The sequence below is a fragment of the Serratia sarumanii genome, from assembly GCF_029962605.1.
GTDB classification, from domain to species: domain Bacteria; phylum Pseudomonadota; class Gammaproteobacteria; order Enterobacterales; family Enterobacteriaceae; genus Serratia; species Serratia sarumanii.
The window spans coordinates 4,744,003-4,764,106 of record NZ_CP124750.1 but is presented as its reverse complement, the minus strand read 5'-3'; the positions used below and the strand labels follow the sequence as shown (position 1 = coordinate 4,764,106).

General features: G+C 61.8%; 14 protein-coding genes. 10 read left to right on the top strand and 4 right to left on the bottom strand.

Translation table 11 applies throughout. The features are described from left to right. Positions 1-47: 47 nt before the first annotated feature. The gene (locus SSARUM_RS22605; RefSeq protein WP_060431153.1) at positions 48-1,229 is read right to left on the bottom strand and encodes a P1 family peptidase; all 1,182 of its coding nucleotides are present in this window, start codon (positions 1,227-1,229) and stop codon (positions 48-50) included. Then, complete coding sequence (locus tag SSARUM_RS22600; RefSeq protein WP_033649352.1) at positions 1,222-1,737, bottom strand: GNAT family N-acetyltransferase; 516 nt, start codon at positions 1,735-1,737, stop codon at positions 1,222-1,224. The genes SSARUM_RS22605 and SSARUM_RS22600 overlap by 8 nt, the downstream gene beginning before the upstream one ends. Before the next feature lie 389 nt (positions 1,738-2,126). On the opposite strand from SSARUM_RS22600, the gene SSARUM_RS22595 reads away from it, so the two are divergent. The 4 genes from SSARUM_RS22595 to gntK all read left to right on the top strand — a co-directional run bounded on the left by SSARUM_RS22595 (position 2,127) and on the right by gntK (position 6,394). Next, the gene (locus tag SSARUM_RS22595; protein ID WP_060431155.1) at positions 2,127-2,822 is read left to right on the top strand and encodes a pirin family protein; all 696 of its coding nucleotides are present in this window, start codon (positions 2,127-2,129) and stop codon (positions 2,820-2,822) included. Between the two features lie 290 nt (positions 2,823-3,112). Beyond that, positions 3,113-4,108: a gluconate operon transcriptional repressor GntR gene (gene gntR / locus SSARUM_RS22590; RefSeq protein WP_004930833.1), complete on the top strand. Its 996-nt coding sequence runs from the start codon at positions 3,113-3,115 to the stop codon at positions 4,106-4,108. Between the two features lie 340 nt (positions 4,109-4,448). After that, positions 4,449-5,765, top strand: a complete 1,317-nt coding sequence (gene gntT / locus SSARUM_RS22585) for a gluconate transporter (RefSeq protein ID WP_033636339.1) — start codon at positions 4,449-4,451, stop codon at positions 5,763-5,765. Positions 5,766-5,866: 101 nt separating this feature from the next. Next, entirely contained in the window at positions 5,867-6,394 is a 528-nt protein-coding gene (gene gntK / locus SSARUM_RS22580; RefSeq protein ID WP_033649350.1) for a gluconokinase, read from the top strand. Between the two features lie 30 nt (positions 6,395-6,424). Here gntK and SSARUM_RS22575 read toward each other — a convergent pair whose 3' ends face one another. Beyond that, positions 6,425-7,018 carry a YhgN family NAAT transporter gene (locus SSARUM_RS22575; protein WP_033654449.1) on the bottom strand — a complete coding sequence of 198 codons (594 nt, stop codon included), beginning with the start codon at positions 7,016-7,018 and terminating at the stop codon, positions 6,425-6,427. 193 nt (positions 7,019-7,211) lie between these two features. On the opposite strand from SSARUM_RS22575, the gene asd reads away from it, so the two are divergent. From asd to glgP, 6 genes are all read left to right on the top strand, one after another. Continuing rightward, the gene (gene asd, locus SSARUM_RS22570; protein WP_033636337.1) at positions 7,212-8,315 is read left to right on the top strand and encodes an aspartate-semialdehyde dehydrogenase; all 1,104 of its coding nucleotides are present in this window, start codon (positions 7,212-7,214) and stop codon (positions 8,313-8,315) included. 442 nt (positions 8,316-8,757) lie between these two features. Continuing rightward, a complete protein-coding gene (gene glgB, locus SSARUM_RS22565) occupies positions 8,758-10,944 on the top strand; it encodes a 1,4-alpha-glucan branching enzyme (protein WP_060431157.1) in 2,187 nt (728 codons plus the stop codon). Then, entirely contained in the window at positions 10,941-12,923 is a 1,983-nt protein-coding gene (glgX, locus tag SSARUM_RS22560; RefSeq protein WP_039569110.1) for a glycogen debranching protein GlgX, read from the top strand. Before glgB ends, glgX begins: the two co-directional genes overlap by 4 nt. Positions 12,924-12,938: 15 nt before the next feature. Beyond that, positions 12,939-14,216 carry a glucose-1-phosphate adenylyltransferase gene (gene glgC / locus SSARUM_RS22555; protein WP_004930810.1) on the top strand — a complete coding sequence of 426 codons (1,278 nt, stop codon included), beginning with the start codon at positions 12,939-12,941 and terminating at the stop codon, positions 14,214-14,216. Between the two features lie 135 nt (positions 14,217-14,351). Then, a complete protein-coding gene (glgA, locus tag SSARUM_RS22550) occupies positions 14,352-15,782 on the top strand; it encodes a glycogen synthase GlgA (protein ID WP_033636333.1) in 1,431 nt (476 codons plus the stop codon). A gap of 141 nt (positions 15,783-15,923) precedes the next feature. Then, positions 15,924-18,371, top strand: a complete 2,448-nt coding sequence (glgP, locus tag SSARUM_RS22545) for a glycogen phosphorylase (RefSeq protein WP_033636332.1) — start codon at positions 15,924-15,926, stop codon at positions 18,369-18,371. Between the two features lie 60 nt (positions 18,372-18,431). On the opposite strand, the gene glpD is transcribed toward glgP, so the two are convergent. After that, complete coding sequence (gene glpD / locus SSARUM_RS22540) at positions 18,432-19,940, bottom strand: glycerol-3-phosphate dehydrogenase (RefSeq protein WP_033654445.1); 1,509 nt, start codon at positions 19,938-19,940, stop codon at positions 18,432-18,434. Positions 19,941-20,104: the final 164 nt, after the last annotated feature.

Here is a 20,104-nt window from a genome sequence, read left to right as displayed (position 1 = left end):
TAATCATGATTAAGGGGCGCCAGCGCCCCTTTTTTGGTGGCGGCGTGTTAGCCGCCGAGCGTTTGCCAGGTTGCGACCTGGCTGCCGGGCCACGGCGTGGCGGCATGTACGCCACGGGCGATCGCCCGGGCCAGGGTGTCCGCCGCCAGCGCGCCGATCTGCAGCACCGCCAGTTCGCGGCTGCCCTGAACCTCGCGCTGCCCGGTGGACAGGGCGAACACCACGTCGCCGTCAAACGGGCTGTGCAGCGGGCGGATGGCGCGCGCCATGCCGTCTTGCGCCATGATGGCCACCCGTTTCAACTCCACCCGCGTCAGCGCCAGGTCGGTGGCGATGCAGGCCAGGGTGGTGTTCTTTCTGCCGCCCTGCGGCTCTTGTTCCATCCAATCTTCGCCCTGCGCGCGCAGTTGTGCCAGCGCCGCTGCGCCGCCGTTGCCGAATTCACCGTCAATTTCATAGGGGGTCGCCCAGAAGGCGCGGGTGCCGGGTGCGACCACCGCACCCAAACTGTTGACCGCCACCAGTGCGCCGACGGTAGCGCCATTGGCGGCAATGATAGATGCCGAGCCGAGGCCGCCTTTCAGCTTACCCATGCCGGTCATGGCACCGTAGCCGGCGCCGACGGTGCCCAGCGGAAAGTCCAATCCGGCCTTGCCGACCGCATCGATGCCCAGTTGGCGATACGGCGGCGTGAGCTGCCAGTTTTTGTCGCCGCCGTTGGCCAGATCGTACAGGCAGGCGGTGGGCACGATAGGGGAGACCGGCACGCCGGGGGCCGGGCGCAGCGCGTAGCCTCGGCCCTGTTGCCCCAGCCAGGCTGCGACGCCGTCCGCTGCCGCCAGACCGTAAACCGAGCCGCCGCTGAACGTCAGCGCATCGACGGTCTGCACCAAATTGTCTTCGCCCAGCGCGTCGGTTTCCCGGGTGGCGGGGCCGCCGCCGCGCACGTCCACGGCGGCGATCGCCGGGCTGTCCGGCAGGATAACCGTCGCGCCGGTGCGCACCCGGCTGTCCTGCGCCACGCCGACCTTCAGGCCCGGCACATCGGTAATCAGGTTGCGGGCGCCTGGGCGCCCGGCGGCGGAAGTTGGCATAGCGGCACCTAATGGGGTGAGAGGAGAGAATATGCCGACGGCGGCGGTCAGGCCGGCCAGCGCTTGTAAAAAGGTTCGGCGGTTGATGTTCAGGGGCCGGCGCAGCGGCCCCTGCGGGTGGGGACGATTACGCATCGCCGCGCGGCTGCCCGGAGCGCAAACGCGCCATATGGTAGGCATCGACCAGCACACCGTCGCGCATGGCATAGGCGCGGCTGGTGCCCTCTATCTCGAAACCGAATTTGCGGTATAGCGCGATGGCTGCCGGGTTGTCGGTGAATACCTCCAGTTCGATGCGCTCGATGGCCGCCCAGTTGTCGCACAGGTCGATCATCGCCTGCATCAGGCGGCTGCCGACGCCTTTGCCGTGGTAGCGCGGATCGACGCCGATGCCGAAGGTGGCCACGTGGCGGCGGCGCACGCGCTGATTCAGCATGACGGCCAGCTGGCCGGTAAGCTGCCCGTCGATGAAGGCCGCCAGGTTATGCGTACCCGGTTCGGGATTGGCGAGGCGCTTCTGCCAGGACTCGACGGACGGTAGAGGAAGCTGCAGCGTATCGCGGTAGACGGGCGTCTGAGAATAAAGATGATGCAGGGCTTGCGCATCCGTCGTTTCCACGTGGCGTATCACGATCTCGCTCATCTCGCTGCTCCTGTTGCTTACCGGTTGAATAACCTCTGAATTTATCCGTTTACTGCCTTGAGTCAATATTATTTCAACGGGTCAAAAAAAACGCTTTACAGGTGCGAATGATAATGATTATTATTGCGATGCGTTCCGGGGAGGGCATCAACCCTTGATACTCTCGCTGCGAAGGCACGACATTGCTCACATTGCTTCCAGTGTTTACTTAGCCAGCTCGGGTGCTGGCTTTTTTTTTGCCCTTTTTCAACCGCTTCCGCCTTCAACAAATCCGTTGCCCATCCGCCGTTTCATTCCATCGAAATTTTTGAACAGAGGCATGAGTTTTTTACGCTTTCTTATTCTGCCCGCAGGACTAGACTGTAAAAAAACATTGAGGAGAGTTGAATATGATTTATGTACGTAAAGCGGAAGACCGCGGCCACGCCAATCATGGCTGGCTGGATAGCTGGCACACCTTCTCATTTGCCGACTACTACGATCCGAACTTTATGGGGTTCTCGGCGCTGCGTGTGATCAACGAAGATGTGATCGACGCCGGGCAGGGTTTCGGCACCCACCCGCATAAGGACATGGAAATCCTGACCTATGTGCTGAGCGGCACGGTGGAGCATCAGGACAGCATGGGCAACAAGGAGCAGATCCAGGCCGGCGAATTCCAGATCATGAGCGCGGGCACCGGGGTACGTCACTCCGAGTACAACGCCAATCAGGATCGTCCGCTGCACCTGTACCAGATTTGGATCATTCCGGATCAGGTCGGGCTGGAGCCGCGCTACGAGCAGCGTATGTTCGACGCGCCGCAGGGCCGTCAGCTGGTGCTGTCGCCGGATGCGCGCGACGGTTCGCTGAAGGTGTTCCAGGATATGACGTTGTCGCGTTGGGCGCTGAATAAAGGCGAGCAGGGTGAGTATCCGATCGCCGCCGGCCGTCGCATTTGGATCCAGGTGGTGCGCGGCAAGGTCTCGGTCAACGGCCAAGCCGCCGGCATCAGCGACGCGTTCGCGGTGTGGGATGAATCGAGTCTGACGATTCAGGCCGACGAAGAGAGCGAAATCCTGCTGTTCGATCTGCCGCCGGTGTGATTAGGCGGTAAATTTCAAGGGCTCACGCTGTGAGCCCTTGAGGTTAACGACAAGCCTGATGACGTTGCCCGACTGAAAGCCGGCAGCATATAAAAACAAGGAAAATCAATTTATTGATTTTCGGCTGACAATCACAAAGGGGAAAAACCACGCTTTTTCCCCTTTGTCACCGTATGAAGGGCTCACGCTGTGAGCCCTTTTTGCGTTGGCCGTCGCATAACCGACAATATCGGCACGCCGTTTTTTTTGCTAAAATGACTGCCCATTCACGGTTAGTCAGTTCATTGATAATGAAGAAAAAACGGCCGGTACTCCAGGATGTGGCGGACAAGGTGGGCGTGACCAAGATGACGGTGAGCCGTTATCTGCGCAATCCCGACCAGGTTTCTGCCGCCCTGCAGCAAAAAATCGCCGTCGCGCTGGATGAGCTGGGTTACATCCCCAACCGCGCGCCGGACATCCTCTCCAACGCCACCAGCCGGGCGATTGGCGTGCTGTTGCCGTCGCTGACCAACCAGGTGTTCGCCGAAGTGCTGCGCGGCATCGAAAGCGTCACCGACGCGCACAACTACCAGACCATGCTGGCGCACTATGGCTACCTGCCGGAGCGTGAAGAAGAACGTCTGACCTCGCTGCTTTCTTACAATATCGACGGCCTGATCCTGTCTGAGCGCCATCACACGCCACGCACCCTGAAAATGATCGAGGTGGCGGGCATTCCGGTGGTGGAGCTGATGGACTGCGTCTCGCCGTGCATCGATCTGGCGGTGGGCTTCAACAACTTTGAGGCGGCGCGCCAGATGACCCAGCAGATCATCGCGCACGGCCACCGTCACGTGGTCTATTTCGGCGCCCGACAGGATGAACGTACCATCATCAAACAGCAGGGGTATGAGCAGGCGATGCGCGAATCCGGCCTGGAGCCATACAGCATCATGACCGCACGCTCTTCCTCCTATTCCGCCGGCGGCGAGCTGCTGCGCCAGGCGCAGCGCGACTATCCGCAGATCGACAGTATCTTTTGCACCAACGATGACCTGGCGATCGGCGCGGCCTTCGAGTGCCAGCGGCAGGGGCTGTCGATCCCGCAGGACATGGCGATCGCCGGTTTCCACGGCCATGATATCGGCCAGGTGATGGTGCCGAAGTTGGCCAGCGTGCTGACGCCGCGCGAACGCATGGGGCAGATCGGCGCCGAGCGCTTGCTGGCCCGGCTGCGCGGCGAAACGGTGTGCCCGCGCATGGTGGACGTCGGTTTCACCGTGATCCCCGGCGGCAGTATCTGAGCCCTTTTAACGTTCTGTTTTAACACCCTTTCTTTTTGCAGCGCGCCCTGAGGCGCGCGGGTTATCCCGCCTGTAAGCCCGCCGCTCGTTGCCGGTATAAGTTTGATCTCTGTCCCAGAACGCGAATTTTAGCCGCTTACCCGGTTCCGGCGCTCATGTTGTTACCGGTATCATGATACCGGTAACAACGAGTGTGCGGTCATCTTGCTGCAAGACTGAACCTCTGACTCAACAACACCTACAGCTCTTCTTAAACACCGGGAAAGAGCCTAAAAATAAAACAACCGCACGCTTTACGCCTATCGTAAAGAGAGTCGCGATAAAAGGTTGGAGAAAAATTATGCCATTAGTGATTGTTGCAGGCGGCGTAGCGCTGCTGCTGCTGCTGATGATTCGCTTCAAGCTGAACGGCTTTATCTCTCTGGTGCTGGTTGCCCTGGCGGTCGGGATCGCACAGGGCATGCCGGTCGATAAAGTCATCGGCTCCATCAAGGCCGGCGTGGGCGGCACGTTGGGCAGCCTGGCGCTGATCATGGGCTTCGGCGCCATGCTCGGCAAGCTGCTGGCGGACTGCGGCGGCGCGCAGCGCATCGCCACCACGCTGATCGACAAGTTCGGCAGAAAACACATTCAATGGGCGGTGGTGCTGACCGGCTTCACCGTCGGCTTCGCGCTGTTCTACGAAGTGGGCTTCGTGCTGCTGCTGCCGCTGGTGTTCACCATCGCCGCTTCCGCGCGCATCCCGCTGCTGTACGTCGGCGTGCCGATGGCCGCCGCGCTGTCGGTGACCCACGGCTTCCTGCCGCCGCACCCTGGCCCGACCGCCATCGCCACCATCTTCCATGCCGATATGGGTAAAACCCTGCTGTACGGCACGCTGCTGGCGATCCCGACGGTGATCCTGGCCGGCCCGGTTTATGCCCGCTTCCTGAAAGGCATCGACAAGCCGGTACCGGAAGGCCTGTACAACCCGAAAACCTTTACCGAAGCGGAGATGCCGAGCTTTGGCGTCAGCGTCGCCACGTCGCTGGTGCCGGTGATCCTGATGGCGCTGCGCGCGGTCGCTGAAATGGTGTTGCCGAAGGGCCACAGCCTGCTGCGCTTCGCCGAGTTCTTCGGCGACCCGGTGATGGCGACCCTGATCGCCGTGCTGATCGCTATCTTCACCTTCGGCCTGAACCGCGGCCGCACCATGGATGAAGTGATGGGCACCATCACCGATTCGATTAAAATCATCGCCATGATGCTGTTGATCATCGGCGGCGGCGGCGCCTTCAAGCAGGTGCTGGTGGACAGCGGCGTCGAGCAGTACATCGCCGGCCTGATGGAAGGCAGCAACGTTTCGCCGATTCTGATGGCCTGGTCGATCGCCGCCGCGCTGCGTCTGGCGCTGGGTTCCGCCACCGTAGCGGCGATCACCGCCGGCGGCATCGTCGCCCCGCTGATCGCCACCACCGGCGTCAGCCCTGAGCTGATGGTGATTGCGGTCGGTTCCGGCAGCGTTATCTTCTCGCACGTTAACGATCCGGGCTTCTGGCTGTTCAAGGAGTACTTCAACCTGAGCATCATGGAAACCATCAAATCCTGGTCGGTGCTGGAAACCATCATCTCGGTGTGCGGCCTGGTGGGCTGCTTGCTGCTGGCGACGGTCGTATAATCTTTATCCGGCGCCCTGCGGGGCGTCGGCGTTCCAGAGTATTTTTATCAGTCGGGACGCATTTGGCGCGCTCGCGCCAGTTCCCATAAGGGCATGACACAATGAGTAATCCACAGAATCACGTATTTATCCTGATGGGCGTATCCGGCAGCGGCAAATCCGCCGTGGCCAGCGCCGTCGCCCGCGAGGCCGATGCCGCCATGCTGGACGGCGATTACCTGCACCCGCGCGCCAACATCAACAAAATGGCCGCCGGGCACGCGCTGGACGACAACGATCGCGCCCCGTGGCTGGCGGCCTTGAACGACGCCATCTTCGCCATGCAACGCACCAATCCGGTGTCACTGCTGGTGTGTTCGGCGCTGAAAAAAAGCTATCGCGACCGCCTGCGCGAAGGCAATCGCAACCTGCATTTCCTCTACCTGAAAGGGGACAAGACGGTGATTGAGGAGCGCCTGAAACAGCGCAAGGGCCACTTCTTCAAACCGCAGATGCTGGTTTCGCAGTTCGCCACGCTGGAAGAGCCGGGCGAGCAGGAGCCGGATGTGCAGGCGATCGACATCAACCAGCCGCTGGACGGCGTGGTCGCCGACACGCTCGCCTGCATCAACCGCATCACCGCCCGCTGAGCGCGGGCCGTCGTCGGCGCCGCCAGGCGCCTACAGCTTCATGTAAGCCCGTATGCCGTCCAGGAACATCTGGGTCGACAGCATCACCAGAATCAGCCCCATCAACCGTTCCAGCGCGCTGACGCCTTTGCTGCCCAGCAGGCGCAGGAACAGGTTCGACATCAGCAAAATGGCCGCAGAGAGGCCCCAGGCGATCAACAGCGCCGCCACCAGATGGGGCAGCTGATGCGGATACTGGTGCGACAGCAGCATCAGCGCCGCCAGAATCGACGGCCCGGCCACCAGCGGGATCGCCAGCGGCACCAGGAACGGCTCTTCGCCGGCGGACAGCCCGGAGCTGTTGCCCTCCTGCGTGGGGAAAATCATCTTGATGGCGATCAGAAACAGAATGATGCCGCCGGAAATGGAGACGGTTTCGGTGCGCAGGTTGAGGAACGCCAGAATTTTCTCGCCGGCGAACAGGAAGATCAGCATCAGCAGCAGGGCGATCAGCAGCTCGCGGATCAGCACTACCCGGCGGCGGCGCGGTTCCAGATGCTTGAGCACCGACATGAAAATCGGCAGGTTGCCCAGCGGATCCATAATTAAAAACAGCAATACCGTAGCGGAAATCATCTCTGTCATGGTGACCTCGTGATCGGGAAAACGCCTCGGCCTTTCCGGCCGCGTCCTTGCCTATAAGAAGGATTGCTGAGAAATCCCCAGCCATCGAATAAATTCACTTTGCGCCCGCGCCGACATTTTGTAAGGTGAGGAGATATTGCACACAACTCGTTATCACCTACATAAGCCCTTATCCGGGCGGGACACAGATATTATGAAAAACGTTGGTTTCATCGGTTGGCGCGGAATGGTCGGCTCGGTTCTCATGCAACGCATGACGGAAGAGCGCGATTTCGATGCCATTCGCCCGGTCTTTTTCTCCACCTCGCAGCACGGTTCCGCCGCGCCGGCCTTCGGCGGCCAGCAGGGCACGCTGCAGGATGCGTATGACATCGACGCGCTGAGCGCGCTCGATATCATTATTACCTGTCAGGGCGGCGATTATACCAACGAAGTTTATCCTAAGCTGCGCGCCAGCGGTTGGCAGGGGTACTGGATCGACGCGGCCTCTTCGCTGCGCATGCAGGACGACGCCATCATCATCCTGGATCCGGTCAACCACGCGGTGATTCAGCAGGGCCTGGACAACGGCATCAAAACCTTCGTCGGCGGCAACTGCACCGTCAGCCTGATGCTGATGTCGCTCGGCGGCCTGTTCGCCAACGATCTGGTGGAGTGGGCGTCGGTCGCCACTTATCAGGCGGCCTCCGGCGGCGGCGCGCGCCACATGCGCGAACTGTTGACCCAGATGGGCATGCTGCATGCCGACGTGGCGAAAGAGCTGCAGGATCCGGCTTCCGCCATTCTGGATATCGAGCGTAAGGTGACCGAGGCCACCCGCAGCGGCAAACTGCCGACCGATAACTTCGGCGTGCCGCTGGCCGGCAGCCTGATCCCGTGGATCGACAAGCAGCTCGACAACGGCCAGAGCCGCGAAGAGTGGAAAGGCCAGGCGGAAACCAACAAGATTCTGAACACCGGCAGCGTGATCCCGGTTGATGGCCTGTGCGTGCGCGTCGGCGCGCTGCGCTGCCACAGCCAGGCGTTCACCCTGAAGCTGAAAAAAGACGTGTCGCTGCCGGAAATCGAGCAGATGCTGGCGACGCACAACGACTGGGTGCGCGTGATCCCGAACGACCGTGAGCTGACCATGCGCGAACTGACGCCGGCGGCGGTGACCGGCACGCTGAATACGCCGGTCGGCCGTCTGCGCAAGCTGAATATGGGGCCGGAGTACCTGTCGGCGTTCACCGTGGGCGACCAGCTGCTGTGGGGCGCGGCCGAGCCGCTGCGCCGCATGCTGCGTATTCTGCTGTAAACCCGCACTTCCTGGGGGCTGGCTACTTTCAGCCCCCTAAAGCCTTATTTTCCACTTTTTTGTTCGCCGCGTCCGCGTCGGGCAACGTCATCGCAAGCCCTGCTTCAATGAGCTGTACCCCGCATATCTCCTCGTCGGCCGCCGCATGCCGGCGCCGCCAGGCTGGCAGTTTTCTTAATGAAGAATTTTCCTGAGCAATGCTGAGCAGTTTTTAACAGACATTGGCTATGCTTAACGCATGGGCGAACAATTTTTCACCATGACTGAAATATTTCTAAAAATAAGCATAAAGAGCGAAATTCAGGTCGGCAGAGTAAAGATTGGTCAATAACCGACCGCAATCACGCTTTGGATACCGAATGCATTGCATGATGACCAAAACGGCCAAGGAATAACCAACAAGCCGTGCTTAGATCATGCTGTTAATCTAAGGAAGAAGACTATGCCTGTACTTCCCGATCGTGACGTGATTGATCAGATCATCTCCGGCCATTACGCCGACCCCTTTGCTCTGCTTGGCATGCATGCGACCGATAACGGTCTGCAGGTGCGCGCGCTGCTGCCGGACGCTGGCGCAGTCTGGCTGGTGGAACAGCAAACCGGCCGGCGGCTGGTGCAGTTGAACTGCGACGATCCGCGCGGCTTCTTCAGCGCCGTGGTGCCGCGGCGCAAAAATCCTTTCCGCTATCAGCTGCAGGTCAGCTGGCGCGATCATCAACAGACCATCGACGATCCCTATCGGTTCGGCCCGCTGCTGCAGGACATCGACAGCTGGCTATTGGCCGAGGGCACGCACCTGCGCCCCTATGAACGCCTGGGATCTCACCTCGCCACTTTGGATGACGTCGACGGCGTCAGCTTTGCCGTTTGGGCGCCCAACGCCCAGCGCGTCTCGGTGGTGGGGGAGTTCAACTTCTGGGACGGCCGCCGCCATCCGATGCGTCTGCGGCGTGAAAACGGCATCTGGGAGCTGTTCCTGCCCGGCGTGCGGGCCGGTCAGCTGTACAAATATGAAATCGTCGATTGCTACGGCAATACCCAGCTGAAAGCCGATCCTTACGCCTTCGAGGCGCAGATGCGCCCGGACACCGCCTCGCTGGTGGCGCCGCTGCCGGAGGTGGTGCCGTCGACGCAGGCGCGCCGCCGCGCCAACGATTTTGACCAGCCGATCGCCATCTACGAGGTGCATCTCGGCTCATGGCGCCGCCACACCGACAACCATTTCTGGCTCAGCTACGGCGAGCTGGCGGTGCAGCTTATCGACTATGTGAAGGACATGGGATTCACCCATATCGAGCTGCTGCCGATCAACGAGCACCCGTTCGACGGCAGCTGGGGCTACCAGCCGCTGGGGCTGTATGCGCCGACCCGGCGCTTCGGCACGCCGGCCGATTTCCGGGCGTTCGTGGCGGCGGCGCATGAGGCGGGCATCAACGTGATCCTCGACTGGGTGCCGGGGCATTTCCCGAGCGACGCCTACGGCCTGGCGAATTTTGACGGCACCGCGCTGTATGAATACGCCGATCCGCGCGAAGGCTACCACCAGGACTGGAATACGCTGATCTACAACTACGGCCGCCACGAGGTGCGCAACTACCTGGCGGGCAACGCGCTGTATTGGCTGGAGCGTTTCGGTATCGATGCGCTGCGGGTCGATGCGGTGGCGTCGATGATCTATCGCGACTACAGCCGCGCCGACGGCGAGTGGGTGCCGAATTACTACGGCGGCAACGAGAACCTGGAGGCGATCGCCTTCCTGCGTTATACCAACCAGACTATCGGCCAGGCGCAGCCGGGCGCGGTGACATTGGCGGAGGAGTCCACCGACTATCCCGGCGTCACCCTGCCGCCGGACGCCAACGGCCTGGGATTCCACTACAAGTGGAACCTCGGCTGGATGCACGACACGCTCAATTACATGAAGTGCGATCCGGTGCACCGCAAGTATCACCACAACCAGATGACCTTCGGGATGCTGTATGCCTATACCGAGAACTTCGTGTTGCCTATCTCGCACGATGAAGTGGTGCACGGCAAAAAATCGATCCTCGACCGCATGCCGGGCGACGCCTGGCAAAAGTTCGCCAACCTGCGCGCCTACTATGGGTTTATGTGGGCGCATCCGGGCAAAAAGCTGCTGTTTATGGGCTGCGAGTTCGCGCAGGGGCGCGAGTGGAATTTCGATACCAGCCTCGATTGGCATTTGCTGGAGGGGCTGGATAACTGGCACAACGGCGTGCAGCGGCTGGTACGCGATCTGAACCACTGCTACCGGCAGCAGGCGCCGCTGTATGAGCGCGACTACCGCCCGGACGGCTTCGAGTGGCTGGTGGTCGACGATCACGACAACTCGGTGTTCGCGTTCGCGCGCTACGATTCGCAGGGCAATGAGCTGATCGCCATCAGCAACTTTACCCCGGTGCCGCGCTACCGCTACCTCATCGGCCTCTCACGCGCCGGCGACTATCGCGAGATCCTCAATACCGATTCGCACCACTATCACGGCAGCAACGCCGGCAATCAGGGGCGGGTCTCTTCCGAAGCGGTCGGCAGCCACGGCCGCGACTTTTCCATCTGCGTGACGCTGCCGCCGCTGGCGACCATTTATCTGCTGCGGGAGGCGCCATGACGGAGCTGACGGCCGGCCTCGCCGCGCCGCTGGGCGCGCATTACGACGGCGAAGGCATCAACTTTACCCTGTACTCGGCGCACGCCGAGCGGGTGGAGCTGTGCCTGTTCGACGGCCAGCAACGCGAAGTGCGCCTGCCGCTGCCGGCGCGCAGCGGCGATATCTGGCATGGCTATTTGCCGGGCGGCAGGCCGGGGCAACGTTACGGTTACCGGGTCTACGGCCCGTTCGACCCGGCGAACGGGCAGCGTTTCAACCCCAACAAGCTGGCGCTCGATCCGGCCGCGCGCGCGGTGGAGGGGCCGGTGGCGGATCACCCGCACCTGCACGGCGGTTACGAACAGCCTGATCCGCACGACAGCGCCGAGCTGATGCCGAAATGCGTGGTGGTGGACGAACAGTACGACTGGCAGGACGATCGCCCGCCCGCCACGCCCTGGGGGCAGACGGTGATTTACGAAGCGCACGTGCGCGGCCTGACGCTGCTGCACCCGAAGATCCCGCCGGCGCTGCGCGGCAGTTTCGCCGCGCTGGGGCACCCGGTGATGATCGCCCACTTCAAACGCCTCGGCATCACCGCGCTGGAACTGCTGCCGGTGCAGCAACATACCTCCGAACCGCGGCTGCAGCGGCTGGGGCTGATCAACTACTGGGGCTATAACGTGCTGGCGCCCTATGCGCCGGACAACCGCTACGCCAGCCTGAGCACCGACGGCACGCCGCTGAACGAATTTCGCGATGCGGTCAAGGCGCTGCACCAAGCCGGCATTGAGGTGATCCTCGACGTGGTGTTCAACCACAGCGCCGAGCTGGACAGGGACGGGCCGATGCTGTCGCTGAGCGGCATCGATAACCAGAGCTACTACTGGCTGACGCCGGAAGGGGACTACGTCAACGACACCGGCTGCGGCAACACCCTGCGATTGGATCAGCCGCAGGGCGTGGCTTGGGTGATGGATTGCCTGCGTTTTTGGGTACGGGAGTGCCACGTCGACGGTTTCCGCTTCGATCTGGGCAGCGTGCTCGGCCGCACGCCGGGGTTCGATCGCGATGCGCCGCTGTTCCAGGCGATGCTGGCGGACGATGTGCTGTCGCGCTGCAAGCTGATCGCCGAACCCTGGGACGTTGGCCCCGGCGGCTATCAGGTGGGGGCGTTCCCCGGCCGCTTCGCCGAATGGAACGACCATTATCGCGACGACATGCGCCGTTTCTGGCTGCAGAGCGGCGTGTCGCTCGGCCAGTTCGCCCGGCGTTTCGCCGCCTCCAGCGATCTGTACAACCAGCGCGGGCGGGCGCCTTACGCCACCGTCAACATGCTGACCGCCCATGACGGTTTTACCCTGCAGGACGTGGTCAGCTTCAACGAGAAACACAACCAGCCGAACGGCGAAGGCAACCGTGACGGCAGCGATCGCAATTTCAGCAACAACCACGGCGTGGAAGGCCTGGTCGCCGACAACGCCATTGTGCAACGCCGTAGGGCCAGCCAGCGGGCGATGCTCGCCACGCTGTTGCTGTCCCAGGGAACGCCGATGCTGCTGGCCGGCGATGAACAGGGACATAGCCAGCAGGGGAACAACAACGCCTATTGTCAGGACAACGCCATCACCTGGCTCGATTGGGCCACGGCGGATGACGCGTTGACCGATTACGTCGCGGCGCTGATCGCGCTGCGCCGCCAGATCCCCGCGTTGCAACAGGACCGCTGGTGGCAGCAGGACGACGGCAGCGTGCAGTGGCTGAACGCGCAAGGGCAGCCGCTCGACGCGCAGCAGTGGGAGCAAGGCGATCTGCTCATGCAGATCCTGCTGTCGCAGCGCTGGCTGCTGCTGGTCAACGCCACGCCGCAAACGGTGGAGATGAGGTTGCCGGAAGGCGATTGGCAGGTTGTCGCCCCGTTCACTCAGGAAGACTCACGGGCGGTGTTACCCGCCTGGCACCAGGCCGCGCGCTCGCTTTGCGTTCTGGTACGGAAATAATAAAAGGAGTCCGCTATGGTTAGGTTTGAAAATAAAGACCCCCTGATGTTGGCGCGCCAGCTGCCGATTAAATCCGTAGCGCTGATCCTGGCCGGCGGCCGCGGCTCGCGCCTGAAAGATTTGACCTCCACCCGCGCCAAGCCCGCCGTCCACTTTGGCGGCAAGTTCCGCATCATCGATTTCGCCCTGTCGAACTGCCTGAACTCCGGCATTCGCCGCATCGGCGTGATCACCCAATACCAGTCGCACACGCTGGTGCAGCACATTCAGCGCGGCTGGTCGTTTCTCAACGAGGAAATGAACGAGTTCGTCGATCTGCTGCCGGCCCAGCAGCGCCTCAGCACCGAGCATTGGTACAAAGGCACCGCCGACGCGGTGTATCAGAACCTGGACATCATCCGCCGCTATGAGGCCGAATACGTGGTGATCCTGGCGGGCGACCATATCTACAAGATGGATTACTCGCGCATGCTGATAGACCACGTCGAGAAGGGCGCCCAGTGCACCGTGGCCTGCCTGCCGGTGCCGCGCAGCGAAGCCGGCGAATTCGGCGTGATGAAGGTGGATGAAAGCGACCGCATCATCGAGTTCCTGGAAAAGCCCGCCGATCCGCCGGCGATGCCGGGCAACCCGGATATGTCGCTGGCCAGCATGGGCATCTATATTTTTAATGCCGCCTACCTGTTTCAGCTGCTGGAAGAGGATATGTCGACCCCCGGCTCCAGCCACGATTTCGGCAAGGATCTGATCCCGAAAATCACCGCGCAGCAGGCGGCGTGGGCGCATCCGTTTACCTTGTCCTGCGTGACCTCCAACCCCGATCTGCCGCCGTACTGGCGCGATGTGGGCACGCTGGACGCCTACTGGCGCGCCAACCTCGATCTGGCGTCGGTGACGCCGGAGCTGGACATGTACGACCGCGCCTGGCCGATCCGCACCCACATGGAGCCGCTGCCGCCGGCCAAGTTCGTGCAAGATCGCTCCGGCAGCCACGGCATGACCATGAACTCGCTGGTGTCCGGCGGCTGTATCGTCTCGGGCTCGGTGGTGGTGCATTCGGTGCTGTTCCCGCGCGTGCGAGTGAACTCGTTCTGCACCATCGACTCTACCGTATTGTTGCCGGACGTGAACGTCGGCCGTTCCTGCCGCCTGCGGCGCTGCATCATCGACCGCGCCTGCCACATTCCGGAAGGCATGGTGATCGGGGAAAACGCCGATGAGGACAGCAAGCGTTTTTATCGCTCGGAAGGCGGCATCGTGCTGGTGACGCGCGAAATGTTGTCAAAATTGTGAGTTAACGTGGGCGGCAGAACGATAGCCTGCCGCCTGATGAACGGTTCGATGGCTTGCGCAACGCGGCACGCATAACAGCGGCAAGCCTGCTTTATTTCTTATCCAGAGGCCTTCGGCCGACTTTCAGGAGTGATAATGCAGGTCTTACACGTATGTTCTGAAATGTTCCCCCTGCTGAAAACGGGCGGACTCGCAGACGTGGTTGGCGCGCTGCCGGCGGCGCAAATCGCCGAAGGCGCCGATGTTCGGGTGCTATTGCCCGCTTTCCCTGACGTACGCAACGGCATCCCCGACACCTCGCTGGTGGCGGAAATCGACTCGTTCGCCGGCCGGGTCGGCCTGCGTTACGGCACCTACCATGGCGTGGGCATCTATCTCATCGATGCGCCCTGGCTGTATGACCGGCCGGGCAGCCCGTACCACGATCAGTCCATGTACGCCTATCCCGACAACCACCGCCGCTTTGCGCTGCTGGGCTGGATGGCCTGCGAGCTGGCCAAGGGGCTGGATCGCTACTGGCGGCCGCAACTGGTGCATGCCCACGACTGGCACGCCGGCCTGAGCTGCGCCTATCTGGCCGCCAACGGCCACCCGGCGCGCTCGGTGTTTACGGTGCACAACCTGGCCTATCAAGGGCTGTTCTCTGCCCATCACGTGACCGAGCTGTGGCTGCCTGCGTCGTTTTACGATGTTTATGGCCTGGAGTTCTACGGCCAGATGTCGTTCCTCAAGGCCGGGCTGTTTTATGCCGACCACGTGACCGCCGTCAGCCCGACCTATGCGCGCGAGATCACCCGGCCGGAGTTCGGCTACGGCATGGAGGGGCTGCTGCAGGAGCGGCAGCGGCAGGGCAGGCTGAGCGGCATCCTCAACGGGGTGGACGACAACATTTGGGATCCGGCCCGCGACCCGCGGCTGAGCGCCCGCTACGACGCTGACGATCTGAAAAGCAAGGTCAAAAACAAGCTGCATCTGCAAAAGGCCATGGGGCTGAAGGTGGATGAATCGCTGCCGGTGTTCGCGGTGGTGAGCCGATTGACCAGCCAAAAAGGCCTGGATCTGGTGCTGCAGGCACTGCCTGAACTGCTGGCGCAGGGCGGGCAGCTGGCGCTGCTGGGCGCCGGCGATGCGGTGCTGCAACAGGCGTTTCTGGCCGCAGCTGCCGATTATCCCGAGCAGGTAGGGGTGCAGATCGGCTATCACGAATCCTTCTCCCACCGCATCATCGGCGGCGCCGACGTGATTCTGGTGCCGAGCCGCTTCGAGCCCTGCGGCCTGACGCAGCTCTACGGCCTTAAATACGGCACGCTGCCGCTGGTGCGCCGCACCGGCGGGCTGGCGGACACGGTGGTGGACTGCGCGCTGGAGAACCTGGCCGACGGCACCGCCAGCGGCTTCGTGTTCGACGATTGCGACGCCGTCGCGCTGGGCAACGCCATCCGCCGCGCCATGGTGCTGTGGAGCCGGCCGAAACACTGGCGCCACGTTCAGCGCCACGCCATGAGCGTGGACTTCGGCTGGCCGGTGGCGGCGAAAGAGTATTTATCGCTTTATCAACGTTTGTAGCCCGCGTTTCGCGTCTCGGGTTGACGCGCGGCGGGCAGCCGTTTGGGTTGATTGTCGGGGCGCGGCGTGTCGCGTCCATGTTCAGCGGGGCTCGCTATTCCGCGGCGAATGGCTGGGCTCCCTACAAGGGATTAAAAAGCCATGACTTCACCGTTTAGTTACACCTCACCTACGGTCAGTGTGGAAGCGCTGAAACACTCCATCGCCTATAAGCTGATGTTTATCGTCGGCAAGGATCCGGCCATCGCCAACCGGCACGACTGGCTGAACGCCGTGCTGTTCGCGGTGCGCGATCGCATGGTTGAACGCTGGCTGCGTTCCAACCGCGCCCAGCTGTCTCAAGACGTGCGGCAGGTCTATTACCTGTCGATGGAGTTTCTGATCGGCCGCACCCTGTCGAACGCGCTGCTGTCGATGGGCATCTATCAGGATATCGACAACGCGCTGAACGAAATGGGGTTGAGCCTGGGTGAACTGCTGGAAGAAGAGAACGACCCTGGCCTCGGCAACGGCGGTCTGGGCCGCCTGGCGGCCTGCTTCCTCGATTCGCTGGCGACGCTGGCGCTGCCGGGGCGCGGCTACGGCATTCGCTACGAGTACGGCATGTTCAAGCAGAACATCGTCAACGGTCAACAGATGGAGTCGCCGGACTACTGGCTGGAGTACGGCAATCCGTGGGAGTTTCCGCGCCACAACACCCGCTACAAGGTGCGCTTCGGCGGCCGCGTGCAGCAGGAGGGCGCCAAGGCGCGTTGGCTGGAGACCGAAGAGGTCGTGGCCATCGCCTACGATCAGGTGATCCCCGGTTTCGACACCGACGCCACCAACACCCTGCGGCTGTGGGGCGCACAGGCCAGTAACGAGATCAACCTCGGCAAGTTCAACCAGGGCGATTATTTCGCCGCGGTGGAGGATAAAAACCACTCGGAGAACGTGTCGCGCGTGCTGTATCCGGACGACTCGACCTCCTCCGGGCGCGAGCTGCGGCTGCGGCAGGAGTATTTCCTGGTGTCGGCGACGGTGCAGGACATCCTCAACCGCCATTGGCTGATGCACAAAACCTTCGACAACCTGGCGGACAAGATCGCCATTCACCTCAACGACACTCACCCGGTCTTGTCGATTCCCGAGCTGATGCACCGGCTGATCGACGAGCACAAATTCAAGTGGCTCGACGCCTGGGAAGTGGTGGAGCAGGTGTTTTCTTACACCAACCACACGCTGATGAGCGAGGCGCTGGAAACCTGGCCGCTGGACATGATTGGCCGCATCTTGCCGCGCCACCTGCAGCTGATTTTCGAAATCAACGATCACTTCCTCAAGATGGTGCAGGAAGTGGCGCCGGGCGACAACGACCTGCTGGCGCGGGTCTCGATCATCGACGAAACCAACGGCCGCCGGGTGCGCATGGCGTGGCTGGCGGTGGTGGCCAGCCACAAGGTCAACGGCGTTTCCGCCCTGCATTCCGAGCTGATGGTGCAGTCGCTGTTCGCCGACTTCGCCCGGCTGTTCCCCAATCGTTTCTGCAACAAAACCAACGGGGTGACGCCGCGCCGTTGGCTGGCGCTGGCCAACCCGCCGCTGGCGGCGGTGTTGGACGACTGCATCGGCCAAACCTGGCGCACCGATCTCAGCCAGCTGAGCGAGATCAAAGCCAACGTCGATTACCCGAGTTTCCTGCAGGCGGTGCAGCGCGCCAAGCGGCAGAACAAGGAGCGGCTGGCGCTGTACATCGCCAAAACGCTCAACGTGGTGGTCAACCCGGATGCGCTGTTCGACGTGCAGATCAAGCGCATCCACGAGTACAAACGGCAGCTGCTCAACGTGTTGCACGTCATCACGCTGTATAACCGTCTGCTGGACGATCCGGAGATCGAGCGCGTGCCGCGGGTGGTGATCTTCGCCGGCAAGGCGGCCTCGGCCTACTATGCCGCCAAGCAGATCATCCGCTTGATCAACGACGTGGCCAAAGTGATCAACAACGATCCGCGCGTGCATACCCAACTGAAGGTGGTGTTCATTCCGAACTACGGCGTCAGCCTGGCGCAGATCATTATCCCGGCGGCGGATCTGTCGGAACAGATCTCGCTGGCGGGCACCGAGGCCTCGGGCACCAGCAACATGAAGTTCGCGCTGAACGGCGCGCTGACCATCGGTACGCTGGACGGCGCCAACGTCGAGATGCGCGAGCACGTGGGGGAGGAGAATATCTTTATCTTCGGCAATACCGCCGAACAGGTGGAGGAACTGCGCCGCAACGGTTACAACCCGCGCCAGTACTATGAGCAAGACCCGGAGCTGCATCAGGCGCTGACGCAGATCGCCACCGGCGTGTTCAGCCCGGAAGAGCCGAAACGCTATGGCAATTTGTTCGACTCGCTGGTCAACCTGGGCGATCACTACCAGCTGCTGGCGGATTACCGCAGCTACGTGGACACGCAGGACAAGGTGGACGAGGTGTATCTCAATCAGGACGAGTGGACGCGGCGCGCGGTGCTGAATATCGCCAACATGGGCTACTTCTCCTCCGATCGCACCATTCAGGAATATGCGGATGAAATCTGGCACATTCAGCCGGTGAAGCTGTAAAGCGGGAGATAAAAAAAGCAAAGGGCCGGATAACCGGCCCTTTCTTCGTTACGCTGCGGCTCAGGAAGCCAGAGACAGCGTTTTCGTTTTCGCGTGTTCCGCCAGCCAGGCTTTCACTCGCGCCTGCTGCGCTTCGTCCAGCCACATGCCCAGCTTGGTGCGGCGCCAGATGGCGTCGTCCAGCTCTACGACCCACTCTTTCTCGGTCAGGTAGCGCAGTTCGGCTTCATACAGACCGTGGCCGAAATCTTCGCCCAGATCGGCGAGGCCGTTGGCGCCGGCCAGGATCAGCTCGCTCTGGCTGCCGTAGGTGCGGGCATAGCGGCGCGCCAGCGCTTCCGGCAACCAGCCGTGGGCGCGGCGCAGTTTGGCCGCGTAGCCGTCGCGATCGCCGCCGATGTCACCGCCCGGCAGCGTGGCGTTTTTGGTCCACGCCGGGCCGCAGCCTGGGTAGTAGTGGGCCAGTTTTTCCATCGCGTGCTCGGCCAGCTTGCGGTAGGTGGTCAGCTTGCCGCCGAAGACCGACAGCAGCGGCGCCTTGCCTTGTTCGTCGTGCACGTCCAGCGTGTAATCGCGGGTGATCGCCTGCGGCGAATCGGATTCGTCGTCGCACAGCGGACGCACGCCGGAGTAAGTCCAGACGATGTCGTCGCGGCCCAGCTGCTTCTTGAAGTGATCGTTGTACACTTTCAGCAGATAAGCGATTTCGTTCTCGTCGATCTTCACGTCCTTCGGATCGCCTTTGTACTCCACGTCGGTGGTGCCGATGATGGAGAACTCGTCATTCCACGGGATCACGAACACGATGCGGTGGTCTTCGTTCTGCAGAATGTAAGACTGCGGCTGATCGTGTACGCGCGGCACCACGATGTGGCTGCCTTTGATCAGGCGGATGCCGTAAGGCGATTTCAGCTTCAGGCCGTCGTCGAAGAAGTTTTTCACCCACGGGCCGGTGGCGTTCACCAGGCCTTTGGCGCGCCAGGTGAAGGTTTTGCCGCTGTCGATATCGACCGCTTCCACCATCCACATGCCGTTTTCACGCCATGCGCGGGTCACTTTGGTGCGGGTGCGCACTTCGCCGCCGCGTTTTTCCACTTCCTGCGCGTTCAGCACCACCAGGCGAGCATCGTCGACCCAGCAGTCGGAATATTCGAAACCGCGCTTCAATTCAGGCTTCAGCACCGACTCTGGTCCAAAGCGCAAGCCCTTGCTGCCCGGCAGGCTGGTGCGTTTGCCCAGGTGATCGTACAGGAACAGGCCGATACGGATCATCCAGGCCGGGCGCAGGTGCGGCTGGTGCGGCAGGCGGAAACGCATTGGGAACGCGATGTGCGGCGCCAGCTTCAGCAGCACTTCACGTTCGGCCAGCGCTTCGCTCACCAAACGGAATTCGTAGTGTTCCAGGTAGCGCAGGCCACCGTGGATCAGTTTGGAACTGGCGGAAGACGTAGCACAGGCCAAGTCTTGCGCTTCCAGTAGCAGTACCGACAGCCCGCGCCCGGCAGCATCCGCCGCGATGCCGGCACCGTTGATGCCGCCACCGATAACGATCAAGTCTTTGGTTTCCACGTCATCTTCCTCCAGATGTTCGAAATAGCTCTTTCATGTTCGTTTTCGCTCATGATTGTAATCAAAAACCAACAAGCAAGCCAAGACTTAACCAAACAAAAACATTTAGGCGTGATAAAGGTAACAGTTTGGTGATGATAGGCACATAAATGATAAGGATATTG